This is a genomic window from Deinococcus sp. YIM 134068 (genome assembly GCF_036543075.1).
Classification (GTDB): Bacteria; Deinococcota; Deinococci; order Deinococcales; family Deinococcaceae; genus Deinococcus; species Deinococcus lichenicola.
In genome coordinates this window covers 78565-94821 of the sequence record NZ_JAZHPF010000008.1, presented here as the reverse complement: position 1 = coordinate 94821, position 16257 = coordinate 78565, and the positions used below count along the sequence as shown (strand labels likewise).

Sequence of the window (16257 nt, the reverse complement as noted above, 5' to 3'; positions counted from 1 at the left end):
GTCGAGGAGCCTGAATGTCGAGAAGTTTGGGGGTCGAGGAGGGGCCGCCCTTTTCTCATCTTCTCGACCCCTCGACCCCTTGACCCATCGACCCTCAGACATCCTCCCCCTCGTCCACCAGCGGCGGCTCCCCCAGCGTGACGCGCGCCAGGGTGCCGCCTCCCTCCGCGTCGTCGAGGGTCACGTCGCCGCCGTGGGCACGGGCGTAGCGGCGCACGAGGGAGAGGCCGAGGCCCTGACCGCCGGACAGGCCGCGCGGGCCGCGCTCGTAGGGGAGGAAGACGCGCTCGCGCAGTTCGGGAGGAAGGCCGGGGCCGTGGTCGCGCACGGTGATCTCCGGCTCATCGGCGCACGGGCGCAGACCGACCTCCACCGGGCCGTCCGTGTACTTCAGGGCGTTCTCGACGAGGTTCTCGACGATCTGGCGCACCCTGCCCGGATCGGCGGTCCAGACGACGGGTTCGGGCGGGAGGTGGACGCTGACCCGTTCCCCGGCGAAGCGGGCGAGCAGAGGGCGCAGGTCGGCGCGGACAACGCGCAGGGTGACATCCAGATAGAGGTCGTTGAGACGGGTGAGGTCGGCGCGGCTGGCAATCTGGGCGGCGCTGTCCTCGATGACACCGAGCAATCTCTGGCGCTCTACGGGCGTGTCCGCCTGCCGCAGCAGGTCGCTGGCGAGCAGGAGCGACTGGAGGGGACGGCGCAACTCGTGGCTGGCGAGGCTGAGGGCCTCTCTCTGCCGGGCCTCGCGGCGGGCGCGGCGGTCACGCTCGGCCCGCCACAGCAGCAGCGCCCGCAGGGTCAGGAGCATGCTCAGCAGCCCGGTGACGCCGGCGGTGACGATCAGCGCGCGGCGCAGTTCCCCCAGCGCCCGCAGGGAGGCCACCCGCGTCTCGTCGGCGTAGCTGCCCGCCTGCGCGTTCAATCGGACGGCCTCGCGGGCGGCGGCGGCGACCGAACCGGGCGTGTCCTCGCGCAGCAGCCGGGCCACCCGCGCCAGCCGGGCGTCGCCGTACCCCTCCACCGTGCCAAGGGCCGTGAACTGGGCCGGACTCTGCGCGCTCGACAGCGCCCGGTCACGGATGTCACGCCGCTCCCCCGCGCTCAGGGCGGGGTCGAGCCGCGCCGCCTGATACGTCTGCACGTCCTGCGTCAGGCCCTGATAGGCGTAGGGGGTCCAGCTCGTGCGGCTCCTCAGCAGGGTCTGGTAGGCGGGCTGGGTGGCGAGGAGCAGCAGCCCCACCGTCAGCAGGGCGGGCAGCACGGCCAGGAGGCCCTCGCGGATTACGACGGCGCGGGGAAGGCGGTGGACGGCGGTGACGAGAAGGGAGGCGGGCGTCACGGAACGGGCGTGATGCGCTCGACGAACCACACCCACGCCGCCCCGTACACCCGCACCGGGAAGCGGGCGGAGTCGTTCGGCAGCACGACGGCGAGGGGACCTTTCTCGATCACCGGGATGGGCTTGCCGTTCGCCGTGTGGGCGACCATCAGGGGCGCGGCCTGGTAGTCGCGGGCGCGCAGGGTCGTCACGAAGCCGTTGCTTGCGTATACCCGCAGGTCCCTCCCCGCGAAGCCTCCCAGTTCGGCGAGGTCCCGCAGCGGCACCCCGTCGTAGGTGAAGGTGCGGCGCAGGTGGACATGCTCGGTCGCATACCGCACGGTCGGCAGGGCGAGGAGCTGGGCACGGGTGAGCCGGAAGGTGCGGGGGCCGCCCTCTACCGTCAGCAGGATGCGCTCGCCGGGCCGGGACGCGGGCAGGGGCCGACCGGGGCGCAGGTAGGCGAAGGGGGCCAGCGCCGGGTCGGTCCGTCCCACCCCAAACGTCATCCCCGACGCGAGGGCCACCAGCGAGAGGAGGAGACGAATCCGCGAGGACACGCCCGGAGTGTAATGCGTCGGTCCTGGGGGTGTTCGTGGCGGCTGGACCGTTTGGGGAGTCGCCAGGTTCCAGTCACCAGAAGAGGCACCCGCCGTCTCTTACCCTCGGTCAGAGGCACCGGAGAGGGCCGGGCCGTGAGTTCCCCGTGAGACGCCTGAAACGTTCGCTGAGGAAGCCCATCAGTCCCGCGTCAAGCGCGGCGGGCACAGTCTGGGGCATGAACAAGCTCCTGACCCACTCCACTCTCCTCACCCTCGGTGCCCTGCTCGGCACGGCGGGGGCCGCGCCCCGGCTCAGCGCGCAGAGCATCATCGTCAACCCGGTGCCCACCGAGCTGACCGTGAAAGTCTGGACCGACCGCACGGCGAACGGCACCCAGGCGGCGAATTACGCGCCCGGCGAGCGCATCCGGCTCTACACGAGTGTGAATCAGGACTCCTACGTGTACCTGTTCAACGTGGACCCGCAGGGCAACGTGGACCTGATCCTGCCCAACCGCTACCGCAGCGGTGCCAACTTCCTCAAGGCGAACACGACCAAAGCCTTCCCCGAGGCGGGCGACCCCTTCACCTTCGACATCGCCGCGCCCTACGGGCTGAACAAGGTCCTCGCGCTGGCGAGCCGCACGCCGCTGAACCTCGATCAGATCGCCACCTTCAAGGCCGGGCAGGACTCCTTCGCCACCGTGAACGTGCAGGGCCAGGAGCGCCTCGCGCAGGCTCTGAGCATCGTGGTCAACCCCGTGCAGCCCGATGCGTGGATCAGCGCCACCGCCTACTACAACGTGGCCCCCCGCGTGGCGGCGCAGCCCGCGCCCGCCCCGGTCCGTCCGGCCCCCGTGCAGCCCGCGCCCGTCCGCCCCGTGCAGCCTGTTCGCCCCGCCCCGGTCCAGCCCACCCCCTTCTTCGGCGACCGCGACTGGCAGACGAGCTTCCAGCGCCGCGCGAGCGTGGACGACGTGTACGCCGAGTACGCCGAGCGCCTGCGCGCCGAGGGCTACCGTCAGGTGGACGTGCGCCAGAATAACCGCCGCATCGTCGGCGAGTTCCGCCGGGGCCAGGAGCGCGTCGAGTTGAACGTCCGCCAGCGTGGCGACCGCTTCGAGGTGCAGATCAGCCGCACCCGGCGCTGAGGGGTTGACACTGGGATTCGAGGCTGAGAGGGACGCCCTCTCCACTTCTCCAAACTGAAGGACAGGCCGCCCCACTCGTTCAAGGGGCGGCCTGCTTCTTTGGCGGCTTGTGGAGGTAGTGCGGTGAAGTCGTCACGTCGCCCCCTCACCCCGGCCCTCCGCTTCGCGGCTCTGCGAGTCACCCACGAGGGGAGAGGGAGAAAAGCTGCTTGTACTTCTGCGCTCTTGAAACCGTCACTCTCGATGACCGATTCTCACCCGTGAGTCGACGCCCCAAGCCACCACCACGCCTTGCTCGCGGAGCGAGACGGTGGGCCTTCCAAACAGCGCGCAACAAGATCAGACCTTGCCAGCCAGAGAACACGCCCACGGGCGCGGCCCATAAACACTTGCCTAGCGCAGCGCCACTCCCCCTGCCCCCTCTGCTTCGCAGCTTTGCAAGTCTGGGGGTAGGGGGCAGGGGGGTGGGGGCAAGCCGTGGCAAGACACCCTGCCCCAACACCCTCTACCTCCGGTGCGTCGCCTTCCAGGCCAACGCCAGTTCCTCGTAATACTCGCGCACACTGTCCACCGCCATGTCCGCCAGCCCCTCCACATTGGAGACGCTGCCATACCCCGACGTGGACCACAACTCCAGCGCGCTCGCTTCGAAGGTATGGGCACCCACCGTCAACCGCGTGGGCTTGACGGCCTGAACGCTCAGGTCGAGGGCATACAGCATCCGCCCGTCACGGCCCTTGAAGGCGTCGAGGGTGAAAATCTGGGCGACGGTGCAGGTCTTGGGATCGCCGTAGGGCACGCCGTAGAGGGTGGCGTAACGGTCGAGCTGCTCGTCGAGGGCGACGGCGAGGTCTTCCTGCTCCTCGTCGTCCACGTAGGCGTAGGCGACGGGCGGGCACAGGTCGGCGGCGGTGAGCGGGCGCAGGTTGTCCTGCTGGTGGTCCGCGCGGGCCGTGCCGAGCAGGAAGGCGAGGGCCAGCGGGACCAGGAGCGCGCGTCGCATGGGGGCAGTGTACGCGGCGGGCACCCGCTTCCGCGTCCTCCTTTGGGGGGTTCGCGGCGGGGGCATCTGCTAGGCTGAACGCCTCACACGCCCAGGCCGCCGTCCCGGCCCATCGCCCCCGGCAGGTCGCCCCCAGGCCCGCCGCCCTTCCCATGCCCCCTCGTGGAGACCCCATGACCCAGCCCGACCTCTCCCCCATCCCGCCGGGGACCGAACCGCCGCCACAGGACGACCTCTTCCAGTTTCTCGCGCCGGACGGCACCACACACCATCCTGAGCTGTGGCCTGACCGGGAGACGCAACTCAGTCTCTACAGGCATATGCGCCGCATCCGCCACTTCGACGAGCGGGCGTGGGTGCTGTACCGCACCGGGCGGCTGGGCGTCTTTCCACCCTACGGGGGCATGGAGGCGAGCCAGGTGGGCACGGCGGCGGCCCTGACGAACGAGGACTGGCTGTTCCCCACCTACCGCGACACGGGCGCGGCGCTGACCTACGGCCTGCCCGTGGCCCGGACGCTCGCCTACTGGCGCACGAGTCCGCACGGCTGGGCGATGCCGGGGAATCTCAAGGTGCTGCCCTTCTACATCCCCATCGCCACCCAGTACCCGCACGCGGTCGGGGCGGCCCTTGCGGAGAGCCGGAAGGGGACGCAGAATGTGGCCCTCGCCTACATCGGGGACGGAGGAAGTAGCGAGGGCGACTTTCACGAGGCGCTGAACTTCGCGGGGGCGCTCGACGCGCCGTGCGTTTTCATCCTCCAGAACAACGGCTGGGCGATCAGCGTTCCGACCCGCACCCAGACCCGCGCGGTCAACCTCGCCCGGCGTGCGGACGGCTACGGCATTCCCGGCGTGCGGGTGGACGGCAACGACGTGCTCGCCACGTACCACGTCACCGCCGAGGCCGTGCGGCGGGCGCGGGAGGGGGACGGCCCCACCCTCATCGAGACGGTCACGTACCGCATCAAGCCCCACACCCTCGCCGACGACCCGGCCCGCTACCGCACCGACGCCGACAACCTCGGCTGGGCGGAGAAGGACCCTGTGACCCGCCTGCGCGCCCACCTCCTCGCCGACGGGCTGCTCACGGGGGACGCCGACGCCGCCCTCACCCGCGAGATCGAGGCCGAGTTCGAGGCCGCGCTCGCCGAGGCCGACGCCTACCCCGACCCCACCCCCGCCGAGATTCTGGACCACGTGTTCGCCGAGCCGACGCCGCAGCTTCTCCGCCAGCGGGCGCAGATCGAGGCGGAGGAATGAGGCAGCTCTCAGCCGTCAGCCGTCAGCTCTCAGCCCCCGTAAGCCACAGGCCACACGCCACACGCTCCCGAAAGGCCCACGCATGACCGCCACCGCCACCCCCACCAGGACCATGACGATGGTCGCCGCTATCAACGACGCGCTCGCCCTCGCGCTGGAGGGGGACCCAACGGTTCACATCTTCGGGGAGGACGTGGGCGTGATGGGCGGCGTGTTCCGGGCGACGGACGGGCTACAGGCGCGCTTCGGGGCGGAGCGGGTCTTCGATACCCCGCTCGCGGAGGCGGGCATCGTGGGGCTGGGCATCGGGATGGGACTGGCGGGCCTGAAGCCCGTGGCGGAGATTCAGTTCGCGGGCTTCCTGTACCCGGCGCTCGATCAGGTGTTGTCGCACCTGGGGAGATACCGCCACCGCACCCGCTCGCGCTTCCACCTGCCGATGGTCGTGCGCGCGCCCTACGGCGGTGGCGTCCACACGCCCGAGCAGCACGCCGACTCGCCGGAGGCGATCCTCGCCCACGTCCCCGGCGTGAAGGTGGTCATTCCCAGCACGCCCGCCGACGCGAAGGGACTGCTGCTCTCCGCCATCGCCGACCCCGACCCGGTGTTCTTCTTCGAGGCGATCAAGCTCTACCGCAGCGCGAAGGAGGCCGTGCCGGAGGGCCACTACACGACGCCGCTGGGGCAGGCCCGCCTCGTCACGACGGGGGACGACGTGACCGTGATCTGTTACGGCGGCATGGTGGAGGTCTGCACGCGGGCCGCCGAGGCCGCCCGCGCCCACGGGATCGGCGTGGAGGTCGTGGACCTGCGGACGCTGGTGCCTATGGACACGGAGACCGTGCTGGCGAGCGTCCGCAAGACGGGCCGCGCCGTCGTCGTCAGCGAGGCCCCGCGCACGAACGGGTTTCACTCCGAGGTCAGCGCGACCATCGCCGAGGAGGCCATCGAGTTCCTGCGCGCGCCCATCGTCCGCGTGACGGGCTTCGACGCGCCGTACCCGCCCTTCACCTCGGTCGAGGACGTGTATCGCCCCAATCCGGTGCGGGTGGCGCGGGCGATCCGGGAGGTCGTGAGGTACTGAAGGGCTGAGGGTTGAGGCACGAGTGCTGAGGAAGAACCTGTCCGCGACCCCTCATCGCTCATCACTCCCAAACCTGTCCCAGTCCACGTTTTCAACTCAATCACAAATCATGAAGACTCTCTAAGATGAGAGGTGATGCGACTTCCCGCCGTGCTGCTGACCGCTGGCCTGCTCGTGGGGGCGACCGTCTTCGGTGCCCTTCAGTTCCAGCGTTCGTCGGAGGCTCCTGTCACAAATTCAGCTCCGGTCACGCCCGAGGCGGAGGTGCCGGAGATCGCCCCTGAAGCGGTCACTCCCCCCGTCATCGAACCGGAGCCGGAGCCGGAGGTCGTCGCCCCACCCTCTCCCCCGCCGCTGCCAGCCGCCGCGAAGGTGCCCGCCGTGCGGCACGAGTACCAGCGGCTGAACAACTGCGGGCCGGTGACGGTGGGGATGGCGCTGAGCCGCTGGGGGGGAGAACTCGACCAGTACGACATCGCGCCCCGGCTCAAGCCGTACCGCTGGGACGTGAACGTGTCACCCGACGAGCTGGCGGCCTTCGCGCGGGCGGAGGGCATGAACGTCCACCTCGCCACGAACGGCGACCGCGCGCTGCTCAAGCGGCTGATCGCGGCGGGCTTCCCGGTCGTCGTGGAGACGTGGTTCGTCACCCACGACAGCGGCGGGATGGGCCACTACCGCCTCCTGACCGGCTACGACGACGAGAAGGGCATCTTCAACGCGCTGGACTCCTACATGGGCCGCCTGAACATGCCCTACGCCCGTTTCGACGAGCTGTGGCGGTCGTTCGGGCGCACCTTCCTCGTCGTCTCGCCCGCCGAGAAGGAGGAGGAAGTGCGGGAGCTGCTGGGCTTCCGTGCGGACCCGGCGGCGGCCCGCACCGAGGCGCTGCGGGTGGCGCTGGCCGAGGCCGAGCGGCGGAACGACGCGGTGGGCTGGTTCAACGTGGGGCACGCCAAGCTCGCCGTCGGCGACGCACGGGGGGCGGCGCGGGCCTTCGATCAGGCGTTCGCGGCGGAGGCCGACCCCGCCCTCGACCCCACCCGTCCGGCGCGGGCGGTCGGTGGCCTGCCGTGGCGGGCGACGTGGTACTCCTTCGGGCCGCTGGAGGCGTACACCCGCACGGGCCGGTATGCGGACGTGATGCGGCTGACGAGCGCCATCCTGCGTGACGCCCCCGCCCACGAGGAGGCGCTGTACTGGCGGGGCCGCGCGCTGGCCGCCCTGGGCCGCACGGCGCAGGCGAAGGCCGCCTACAGTCAGGCACTTAAAACCCGGCCCAACTTCCTGCGGGCGCGGCAGGATTTGGCGAAGCTGGGGACGGTGTAGGACGGGGGGAGGCTGTCAGCGCACTTCTAACCCCCGACCTCTGGGCGAGCTGCGCCCGCCACCCCTCTCCCCAGCCCTCCCCCGCAGGGGGAGAGGGAGCAAAAGGACAGCCTCTTCCGTCTCCTCCCCCTCTCAATCAGCGTCCTCTCATCGGGCCTGCGGAAGAGATTTACACCCCAACGGGCGAGGCGGCCAACTCTCTAGGCTATCGGAATGACACAGCCGCTCATCCGTGACCTCGGCGTCGTCGGGGACCGCCGTACCGCCGCGCTCGTCACCCGTGCGGGGAGCGTGGTCTGGTACTGCCCGGAACGGTTCGACGCCCCCTCGCTGCTGGCGGGCCTGATCGACCCGGAGCTGGGCGGTGAGTGGCGGGTGGAGGGTGACGTGACCCCGCTGCGCCGCGCCTACTTGGACGACAGCGGCATATTGGAGACGCACCTGAGAACCGAAGGCGGGGACGTGACGCTCGTGGATTTCATGCCCTACGGGCCGGAGTTGCCGCGCGGCGTGTGCCGCCTCGTGCGCGGCTCCGGGGGCGCGACGCTCGTCCTGCGGGCCGCTCCCGACTATGCCCGCCGCCCGCCCCTCCTCTCCCGCGACGGGGAGGCCGTGCAGCTCGACGCCCACCGCTGGCTCAGCGCCTCGCATCCGCTCCAAGTTGAGGGGGACATGGTGCGGCTGTGCGTTCCGGCGGGGGCATCGGGCTGGGCCTTCCTGGGCGACGGGCCGCCGGGCCGGGCGAACCCAGAGGCGTGGCTGGACGCCTCCCTGACGGCGTGGCGCGGCGTGGCGAGCGAGACGGTCTACAGCGGTCCCTACGAGGGGGCCGCGCGCGACTCGCTGCGGGCGCTGAGGCTCCTCACCTACGAGGAGACGGGGAGCGTCATCAGCGCGGCGACGACCTCGCTGCCGGAAGTCGTGGGGGGAAAGCGCAACTACGACTACCGCTATGTGTGGTTCCGCGACTCGGGGATGATCGTGCGGGCGCTCTCGCGGCTGAGTCCAGGCAACGAGGGCACGCTGGGGCGCGGCTTCATGGACTTCGTGTGCCGCTCCGCCTCGGGCCGGGACCTCACCCAGCCCCTTCCCCCGCTGGCGACCGTCGCCGCCGAGGACGCGCCGGGGGTGGAAGAACTGCCCCTCGCCGGATACCGGGAGAGCCGCCCCGTGCAGATCGGGAACGCCGCCGTGTCTCAGGTCCAGCTCGACGTGTACGGCAACATCCTGCTGGCGAGCGCAGGCCTGTACAGCCCCGCCGAGCTGGAGGAACACTGGCCGGTCCTCGAACCCGTCGCCGAGTACCTGTGCGCCCACTGGGAGGACTCCGACAACGGCATCTGGGAGGAGGAAGAGGTCCTGCCCTACCTGTCGAGCAAAGTGCTCGGCGCGGTCGGCCTCGAACGCCTCGCGGAGCTGCACCCGGACCCGGCGACCGGGGAGCGTTGGAGGACCCTGGCCGGGGACATCCGCGCCTGGATTTCGGACCACGGCCTGACAAGTGAGGGCGCATTCGCGGCGGTGGCCGGACGGGAGGAGGTGGACGTGGTGGCGGCCCTCTACCCCATCTGGGGCTACTGCGCGCCCGACGCCCCCGAGATGCGGGCGACCCTGCGCGTGCTGGAGCGCGACCACCACGCGGACGGCCTGTACTGGCGCACCCTTCAGGAGCGCGGAACGGGCGAGGGGGCCTTCCTGGCGGGCACGCTCTGGGTCGCGTTGTACTGGACGGCGGTGGACCCCGTGCGGGCGCGTGAGATTCTGGACCGGGTGCTGGCCTTCACCAACGACCTCGGATTGATCGCGGAGGAGGCCGACCCCGCCACGGGTGCCCTGCTGGGGAACTTCCCACAGACCTTCGTTCACGCGGCGCTCTTGGGAGTGATCGGGGAACTGTCGGAGAAGCGGTCGGGCACCGGCGACAGCCCCTGACTCCTGGGCGGTGAGACGAGGGGACCAGCCCAACCGTCCCAGTGTTACGCTCCCCCCATGACTGCGCCCGCCGCCCGCCTGTCCCCGGAAGCGTTCGCCCGTGCCCGCGCCTTCCTGCTGGAGAAGGGGCGTCCGCTGGAACGTGCCCTCTTCCGGCACACCTTCGAGGACGGCCCGGCCTCCGGGGTGTTGGATGCCCTGCGTGCCTACCAGAACCTCGACGGCGGCTTCGGGCACGCGCTGGAGCCAGATGTGCGCGCCCCGGAGAGCAGCGTGCTGGCGACCTCGGTGGCGCTGCGGGTGCTGCACAAGCTGAATGTGGGTGAGGACGAGGAACTGTTGCGGGGGGCGGTGACGTGGCTTCGTTCGCATCTCCACACGGAGATAGGTGGCACGGTCTGGCCCTTCCTGCCGACTGAGGCGGAGTCCTACCCCCATGCCCCGTGGTGGAGTCAGGCGGAGCCGGGACAGCTTGAGGCGACCTTCGGGGCCTTTCGGGTCAATCCGCGCGCGGAGATCGTGGCCCTCCTCCACCGTTGGCCGGGCCTGACGCCGGACCCTCTGCCCGAGGGCCTGCTCGCCCTCCTCACCGTGGAGACGCGCGACGCCATCCTCGCCGGGCTGGAGGCGGGGGACGTGAACGGCCACCACGTCGCGTCCGTCTTCGCTCAGGCCGGGGACGTGCCCGAACTCCACCGTCAACCCGTGCTGGAGTACCTGGCCGACGTGCTGCCCGTCCGGGTCGCGCGGACCCCGGCGGACTTCGAGGGCTACGGCCTGAGCGCCCTCTCCGTCGCGCCCACGCCCGCCTCCCCCCTCGCGCACGGGCTGGAGGAACCCCTCGCAGCGGCCCTCGCCCACCTGCTCACCTCGCAAGCGGAGGACGGCAGTTGGGGGCCGAACTGGTCGTGGGGCGAGACCTTCCCGGAGGTCTGGCCGGGGGCAGAGGCGGAGTGGCGCAGTGTGCTGACGCTGGAGGCGCTGATACGGTTGCGGGATTGGGGAAGGTTGTAGATCGTGGGCTGTGGGCTGTAGGAAGAGCTTTTTCCACACCCCACACCCCACATCCCAAAGAAAAACCGCCCCACCTTCCCGGCAGGGCGGCCTCTTCCCGACTCGCCTACTTCTTCGGGGCCTCGATGGTCTTGGCGGGCTTCGCGGCGGCACGGGCGGGGGCCTTCTGCACGCTCTGGCCGATGTTGGCGGTCTCTCGCTCGACCTGCTTGTTGATCAGAATCTGCTGGCCGATGCCGATCAGGGTGGAGAGGATGATGTACAGGGTCACGCCCGCCGGGAAGGTCAGGGCGAAGTACAGGAAGATGATGTAGATAAAGGCCTGCTGGCGGAACATCTCGGGACTCTTGCGCGTCATGACGTAGAGCTGGCCGATGTTCACGACGAGGTAGATCAGGGCGAGGATGTAGAACGGATCGGGGATGGCTAGGTCGGGCAACCACAGGAAGCCGCTGTCGAACTCGAAGTTGCGGATGGTGGACCACAGCGCGATGAGGACCGGGAAGGGCAGGAAGGTGGAGAAACATCCCGCCGGGTTGAAGTTGTAGTCGCGGTAGAGCTGCTGCATCTCGGCCTGCATCGCCCGCTGGGAGTCCGCGTCGCGCTTGCCCTGGTACTTCGCCTGAATCTCCTTGATCTTGGGCTGCATGACCTGCATCCGGGCGGTCGTGCGGCCCTGCGCCTGCATCAGCGGCCACATCACGAGCCGCAGCAGCACGGTGAGAAGCAGGATCACGAGGCCCCAGTTGCCGACGAACTTGTACAGGCTCTCCATCAGCCGCACGATCCACAGACTGATCTGCCCGAAGAAGTTGGGGTCGAAGAGGCCGGGCAGTGAGGTATAGCCGCTCTGGTACAGGTGGATCAGTTCGTTGCGCCCGCCGAAGACCTCCAAGTTGCTGTCGCCCCGAAGGCCGACGCTCACGAGGGCCTGGGTCGGGCCGCCACCCGTGAGCGTCGCGTTCGCCGTCGTGCCCCCCTGGGGACGGACGATGAGCGCGTGGGCATTCTGGCCCGGCCCGAACGCGCCACCCATCTCCTGCAAGGCGGCGTACTGGATGTTCTGGACGTTCAGGGTGCCGCTGCCCTGCACGGCGGCGGGCTGCCCCCCCACCTGCACCGCCTGCACACGCGGGTTGTTCGCCCGCGCGAGGCCGGGAAAGAGCATGCTGTAGTTCTCCGGCCCGCCTGTGACGTTCGTCCGCACGTCCACCCGGAAGTTGCGCGGGTGCAGGGTGACGGTCTTGGTGACGGTCGCGCCGTTCTGGGTGTAGCGGAATACGGCGTCCTGGCGGTTCTCGGGGAGGTTGGTGGTCAGTCGGGGCACCGTGACCTGCGCGGTCTGGTCGGGACCCAGCCCCTCGCCCACCACGGCGAGCGCCCGGCGGCCCGCGACCATGTTGATGATGCTGCGCTGGTCCTTGAGGGCGCTGAAGTCGTAGGTGCCGTCGGCGTTTTGGCGGATGTACGGCGTGCCCGCGTAGAGCTTGGCGTACCAGCCGATGACCTCGCCGCGCGCGTTGAACACCACGTCCTGAAGGTTGCTGGTGGCGATGTACTCGTCGCCGGGCCTGCCGTCGAAATCGGCGCGAATCCACTCGGGCGTGATCGCCTTGCCGAAGGTGGGGAGGGGGCCGGTGGTGCCGCACCCGGTCAGGAGCAGCGCGAGGGCACCCAGGGCCGTGAGGGGAAGCAGGGTCTTGGTTTTCATGGGGTCGTCTTTCTGCCTGTCGGGAAGCGGTCCGGCACGGGGTCGAACCCGCCCGGCACGAGGGGATTGCAGCGCATGACGCGCCACGCGGCCAGCCAGCCGCCCCGCAGCGCGCCGTGCCGCTCGATGGCCTCCACAGCATACTGAGAGCAACTGGGCGTGAAGCGGCAGGTCGGCGCGGGCTTGCGCGGCGAGAGGTCCCGCTGGTACGCCCGCACGACTCGCACGAGGCCACGGGCGGCAAGGCTCATGATGACCCCCTGGGAGCCGGAGTCTGTCCCCTGCCCTTCCCGCTCCCCTTCTTCACGCGCCCCGGCACCCCCGCCAGCACGCGGGCAAGGGCCGATTGCAGCTCCGGGAAGGGAGCGGTCAGCACGCTGGGATTGGGCAGCAGGATGGCGCGGCAGGGGGGCAGGCCGCCCGGCAGCGTCCGCAACGCCTCGCGCACGCGGCGACGGGCGCGGTTGCGGTCCACCGCCCGCCGCAGGGTCTTCTTGGACACCACGATGCCTATGATGGCGCGCGGACGCCACGTCTCACCGTGCCGGGGTCGATAATCGGTCACGCGCAGGGTGAAGAGGGGGTCGCGTAGCGCCACGCCATGCTGCCGCACCCGCCGGAACTCGCGCTCGCCCTTCAGAGAGGCGGGCGGGGACAAATGGGGCAGCGCCACCGGACGGCGGGGCCGTGAGTCGGTGGCGCTGGACGGGTCCGGCTGAGAGATAGGCCCGCTCCCGATGGCGAGGCTTACTCGTCGCTGACGGTGAGCTGGTGGCGGCCCTTCGCGCGGCGGCGCGCGAGGATGTTGCGGCCCGCCTTGGTCTTCATGCGGGCGCGGAAGCCGTGGGTCTTGGCCCGCTTGCGGACGTTGGGCTGGTAGGTACGCTTCATTTCTTGCTCTCCTTCTCGCGGCGGCTCGGTCCTGACTCGCGCGGGCACGCGGGGCCTGCCGTCCTCTTGCGTGGAAACTCGCCCCCTGGGGAGGCAAACTCCGGGAGTGTATCACGCGGACGGGCGGCGGGGGAAGGTGGGAGCGGAGCGGTGGAGTTGGTCACACGCCCCCTCTCCCCGGCCCTCTCCCACAGGGGGAGAGGGAGAAAAGACAGGCGGACTGTGTTTTCGCTTTTCACCTTGAACGCTCAGGGTGAATTACAAGTTGGGGAGTTGAGGCGTTTTTGCTGTCCAGCAGGAGGACGAGCGGTACTCGTCACCCCCCTTCCCGACCCTCTGCCAACAACTCTCCGAGTCCCCCACAAGGAGGCAGGGAGCAAACAGATGGGCCGCGCCATGTTTTTGCTCCTCCCCCTTGAGGGGGGAGGCCGGGAGGGGGTGAAGCGGGCCTGGCCTCCCAAAAACTCAACCCTCTCCCCGTTCGAAACGCCAACATCCAAGCCCTTCTCATGCCCTCGCCGCCAACCGTGCCGCTCCCCCACTGTGAGACTGTGGCTTGCCCCCCTCCCCCCTCACGCGCTACTAATGGCGGGATATGCATGAGGCCCTGTGGACTGCCCTGAAAACCGTGAACGACCCGGAGTTGCACCGGGACCTCGTGTCGCTGGGCATGATCGAGCGGGCGGAGGTCGAGGGCGGGGTGGCGCAGGTCAAGGTCAACCTCACCACGCCCGCCTGCCCGCTGAAGGGCCAGATCGAGGGCGACGTGCGCGCGGCGGTGCTGGCGGTGCCGGGCATCTCGGCGGTGGACGTGACCTTTGGGGCGATGGTGCGCCCGCCCGCTCGGCCCGCCCTGCCGGGGGTCAAGCACGTGATCCTCGTGGGCAGCGGCAAGGGCGGCGTGGGCAAGAGCAGCGTGGCGGTGAACCTTGCGGCCAGCCTCGCGGCGGACGGGGCGCGGGTGGGATTGATGGACGCCGACGTATACGGCCCCAGCGTGGCGCACATGCTCGGACAGGGCGGGGCGCGCGTGACCGCGAACGCCGAGCGCAAGATGCTGCCCATCGAGGCGCACGGGGTCCGTTTCCTGAGCATGGCGAACCTCTCGCCCGCCGGGCAGGCCCTGGTGTGGCGTGGGCCAATGCTGCACTCGGCGATCCAGCAGTTTCTCAAGGACGCCGACTGGGGCGAGTTGGACTACCTCATCGTGGACCTGCCGCCGGGCACCGGGGACGTGCAGCTCTCGCTGACGCAGACCGCGCAGGTGACGGGGGCCGTCCTCGTGACCACCCCGCAGGACGTGGCCCTCATCGACGCGGCACGGGCGCTCGACATGTTCCGCAAGGCGTCGGTGCCGGTCCTCGGCGTGGTGGAGAACATGAGCTACTTCGTGGCCCCCGACACCGGGATCACCTATGACCTCTTCGGGCGGGGCGGCTCGCGCAAGCTGGGCAACCTCCTGCTGCTGGGCGAGGTGCCGCTCGACGTGAGCGCGCGGGAGGACGCCGACCGGGGGGTGCCCGCCGTGCTCGCGCACCCGGAGTCGGCGGCGGCGGTGGCGCTGCGGCAGATCGCGCGCAATCTCGCGGGCCGGATCAGCGTGCAGACGCTGGACCTGCTGCCCGAGCAACTCCCGGTGGTGTGAGATGACGGCGACCGTCTCCCCCTTCCAACCGGGTCTGCCCCCCGCCGCGCCGCCCGAACGGACCAAGCAACGGCTCCTCGACCTCCTCAAACGGCACGGCACGCTGACCGCGCAGGCGCTCGCCTCGGCGCTCTCGGTGAGCGTGCCCGCCGCGCGGCGGCACCTGCTCGACCTTCAGGAGCAGGGGCTGATTGAGGCCAGGACCGAGCGACCCGGCGGGCGCGGGCGGCCCCAGCACGTCTTTCTCCTCACCGAGCGGGGGGAGGCGGCCTTTCCCAAGACGTACTCGACCCTGTGCGTGGACGTGCTGCGCCACGTGGAGACGCTGTTCGGCGAGGGGGCGGTGATGCGGGTCCTCGACGCCCGGAGCGCGGAGTTGGCCGAGGGCTTGCGGGCAGAGTTGCCGGGGGAGCTGGAGCTGGCGGACCGCGTGCGCTGGTTCGCGGCGCGGCTGTCGGGGGTGGGCTTCGACGCCGTGGTGGAACCCGGCCCGGACGGCACGTGGTACCTCGTGGAGCGCAATTGCCCGAACCTGACCGTGGCGCGGCAGTACCAGGAGCTGTGCGTGAGTGAACTGTCCATGTTCCTGGACGTGCTTGGCGTGCCCGTCGTGCGTGAGACGCGCATCGCCTGTGGGCAGGGCGGCTGCCGCTACCGCATCGGTCCCTGACCTCCGGCCCGCCATGACCCCTCCATCGCCCAGGCCCAGCCCCCTGTATAGCCTCGTCGCGTGGCCGCCCGAGGTGCTGGACACGTGGCTGCGGCGCACGCAGGAGCGGCTGAACGTGCGCGGCTTCGGAGCACCGCACCTCAACATCCGCGCGCCCTTCCACACCGAGTTGAGTGGCCCCCTCCTTGTCGCCGCCTTCCGGGACGTGCTGCGCGACGAGCGGGCCTTCACGGTGCGCGTCAAGGGCTGGAAGCAGCTGCCGCACATGCTCTTTCTGGAGTGCGACCTCGGCCCCACGCTCGCCCGGCTGCACGCCCACGCCCTCGGGGTCGGCCCGTCGAGCCGCGCGCCCCACGACGGCGAGGGCTACACGCCCCACCTCACCCTCGCCCTCGGCATCCTGCCCTGCGCGGAGGACGAGCTGTGGGAGGAGGTGCGGCGGCTGACCCCTCCCCTAGACGCCTTCACCGTCACCGCCCTGAGCCTTACCCGCGAGGACCGGGGCGAGGTGCAGGAGGTCCACACCTTCCCGCTGGAGGGCGCGGGGGAGGTTGGGGAGGAAGTGGAAGTGGGACGGGTGGGGAGACAAGGATAAGAGGCGTCATGTCGTCCCTCAAACGTTCGTGGTGGGCCAGGAGTCTGGGAAGCGAAGCCTTGTCGTCGTCAGACAACCACCAGACAGGAGGACGAGCGGTGCTCGTC

Annotated in this window: 16 protein-coding genes; 9 read left to right on the top strand and 7 right to left on the bottom strand. The window is 70.3% G+C overall.

The features are described from left to right. Nucleotides 1-94 precede the first annotated feature (94 nt). Together V3W47_RS10055 and V3W47_RS10050 are read right to left on the bottom strand one after the other, a co-directional pair. Nucleotides 95-1342 (bottom strand): sensor histidine kinase, encoded by a 1248-nt coding sequence (locus tag V3W47_RS10055; protein WP_331825073.1) that lies wholly within the window; start codon nucleotides 1340-1342, stop codon nucleotides 95-97. Further along, the gene (locus V3W47_RS10050; RefSeq protein ID WP_331825072.1) at nucleotides 1339-1881 is read right to left on the bottom strand and encodes a putative pterin-binding protein; all 543 of its coding nucleotides are present in this window, start codon (nucleotides 1879-1881) and stop codon (nucleotides 1339-1341) included. The genes V3W47_RS10055 and V3W47_RS10050 overlap by 4 nt, the downstream gene beginning before the upstream one ends. A gap of 218 nt (nucleotides 1882-2099) precedes the next feature. On the opposite strand from V3W47_RS10050, the gene V3W47_RS10045 reads away from it, so the two are divergent. Further along, nucleotides 2100-3014: a DUF4384 domain-containing protein gene (locus tag V3W47_RS10045; RefSeq protein WP_331825071.1), complete on the top strand. Its 915-nt coding sequence runs from the start codon at nucleotides 2100-2102 to the stop codon at nucleotides 3012-3014. A gap of 505 nt (nucleotides 3015-3519) precedes the next feature. Here V3W47_RS10045 and V3W47_RS10040 read toward each other — a convergent pair. Continuing rightward, nucleotides 3520-4017, bottom strand: a complete 498-nt coding sequence (locus V3W47_RS10040) for a hypothetical protein (RefSeq protein WP_331825070.1) — start codon at nucleotides 4015-4017, stop codon at nucleotides 3520-3522. A gap of 173 nt (nucleotides 4018-4190) precedes the next feature. Here V3W47_RS10040 and pdhA point away from each other — a divergent pair, with 173 nt between their 5' ends. The 5 genes from pdhA to V3W47_RS10015 all read left to right on the top strand — a co-directional run bounded on the left by pdhA (nucleotide 4191) and on the right by V3W47_RS10015 (nucleotide 10638). After that, nucleotides 4191-5279 (top strand): pyruvate dehydrogenase (acetyl-transferring) E1 component subunit alpha, encoded by a 1089-nt coding sequence (gene pdhA / locus V3W47_RS10035; RefSeq protein WP_331825069.1) that lies wholly within the window; start codon nucleotides 4191-4193, stop codon nucleotides 5277-5279. Nucleotides 5280-5361: 82 nt separating this feature from the next. After that, nucleotides 5362-6363 carry an alpha-ketoacid dehydrogenase subunit beta gene (locus V3W47_RS10030; RefSeq protein ID WP_331825068.1) on the top strand — a complete coding sequence of 334 codons (1002 nt, stop codon included), beginning with the start codon at nucleotides 5362-5364 and terminating at the stop codon, nucleotides 6361-6363. A gap of 135 nt (nucleotides 6364-6498) precedes the next feature. Next, on the top strand, nucleotides 6499-7692 hold the full coding sequence (locus V3W47_RS10025; protein ID WP_331825067.1) for a C39 family peptidase: 1194 nt from the start codon (nucleotides 6499-6501) through the stop codon (nucleotides 7690-7692). Nucleotides 7693-7905: 213 nt separating this feature from the next. Beyond that, nucleotides 7906-9624 (top strand): glycoside hydrolase family 15 protein, encoded by a 1719-nt coding sequence (locus V3W47_RS10020; RefSeq protein WP_331825066.1) that lies wholly within the window; start codon nucleotides 7906-7908, stop codon nucleotides 9622-9624. 57 nt (nucleotides 9625-9681) lie between these two features. Next, nucleotides 9682-10638: a prenyltransferase/squalene oxidase repeat-containing protein gene (locus V3W47_RS10015; protein ID WP_331825065.1), complete on the top strand. Its 957-nt coding sequence runs from the start codon at nucleotides 9682-9684 to the stop codon at nucleotides 10636-10638. Between the two features lie 106 nt (nucleotides 10639-10744). Here the strand turns inward: V3W47_RS10015 and yidC are convergent, their stop codons facing one another. The 4 genes from yidC to rpmH form a co-directional block, all read right to left on the bottom strand. Next, complete coding sequence (yidC, locus tag V3W47_RS10010) at nucleotides 10745-12349, bottom strand: membrane protein insertase YidC (protein WP_331825064.1); 1605 nt, start codon at nucleotides 12347-12349, stop codon at nucleotides 10745-10747. Next, nucleotides 12346-12600: a membrane protein insertion efficiency factor YidD gene (gene yidD / locus V3W47_RS10005; RefSeq protein ID WP_331825063.1), complete on the bottom strand. Its 255-nt coding sequence runs from the start codon at nucleotides 12598-12600 to the stop codon at nucleotides 12346-12348. Before yidD ends, yidC begins: the two co-directional genes overlap by 4 nt. After that, entirely contained in the window at nucleotides 12597-13016 is a 420-nt protein-coding gene (gene rnpA, locus V3W47_RS10000) for a ribonuclease P protein component (protein ID WP_442877218.1), read from the bottom strand. Before rnpA ends, yidD begins: the two co-directional genes overlap by 4 nt. Nucleotides 13017-13096: 80 nt before the next feature. Next, nucleotides 13097-13240 (bottom strand): 50S ribosomal protein L34, encoded by a 144-nt coding sequence (gene rpmH, locus V3W47_RS09995; RefSeq protein ID WP_019585335.1) that lies wholly within the window; start codon nucleotides 13238-13240, stop codon nucleotides 13097-13099. Between the two features lie 595 nt (nucleotides 13241-13835). On the opposite strand from rpmH, the gene V3W47_RS09990 reads away from it, so the two are divergent. Genes V3W47_RS09990 through V3W47_RS09980 form a run of 3 tightly spaced genes read left to right on the top strand, consistent with a single transcriptional unit; the run spans nucleotide 13836 to nucleotide 16150 of the window. Then, on the top strand, nucleotides 13836-14885 hold the full coding sequence (locus tag V3W47_RS09990) for an Mrp/NBP35 family ATP-binding protein (protein ID WP_331825061.1): 1050 nt from the start codon (nucleotides 13836-13838) through the stop codon (nucleotides 14883-14885). Between the two features lies 1 nt (nucleotide 14886). After that, a complete protein-coding gene (locus V3W47_RS09985; RefSeq protein ID WP_331825060.1) occupies nucleotides 14887-15555 on the top strand; it encodes a helix-turn-helix transcriptional regulator in 669 nt (222 codons plus the stop codon). Between the two features lie 13 nt (nucleotides 15556-15568). Further along, nucleotides 15569-16150 (top strand): 2'-5' RNA ligase family protein, encoded by a 582-nt coding sequence (locus V3W47_RS09980; protein WP_331825059.1) that lies wholly within the window; start codon nucleotides 15569-15571, stop codon nucleotides 16148-16150. The last annotated feature ends 107 nt before the right edge of the window (nucleotides 16151-16257 follow it).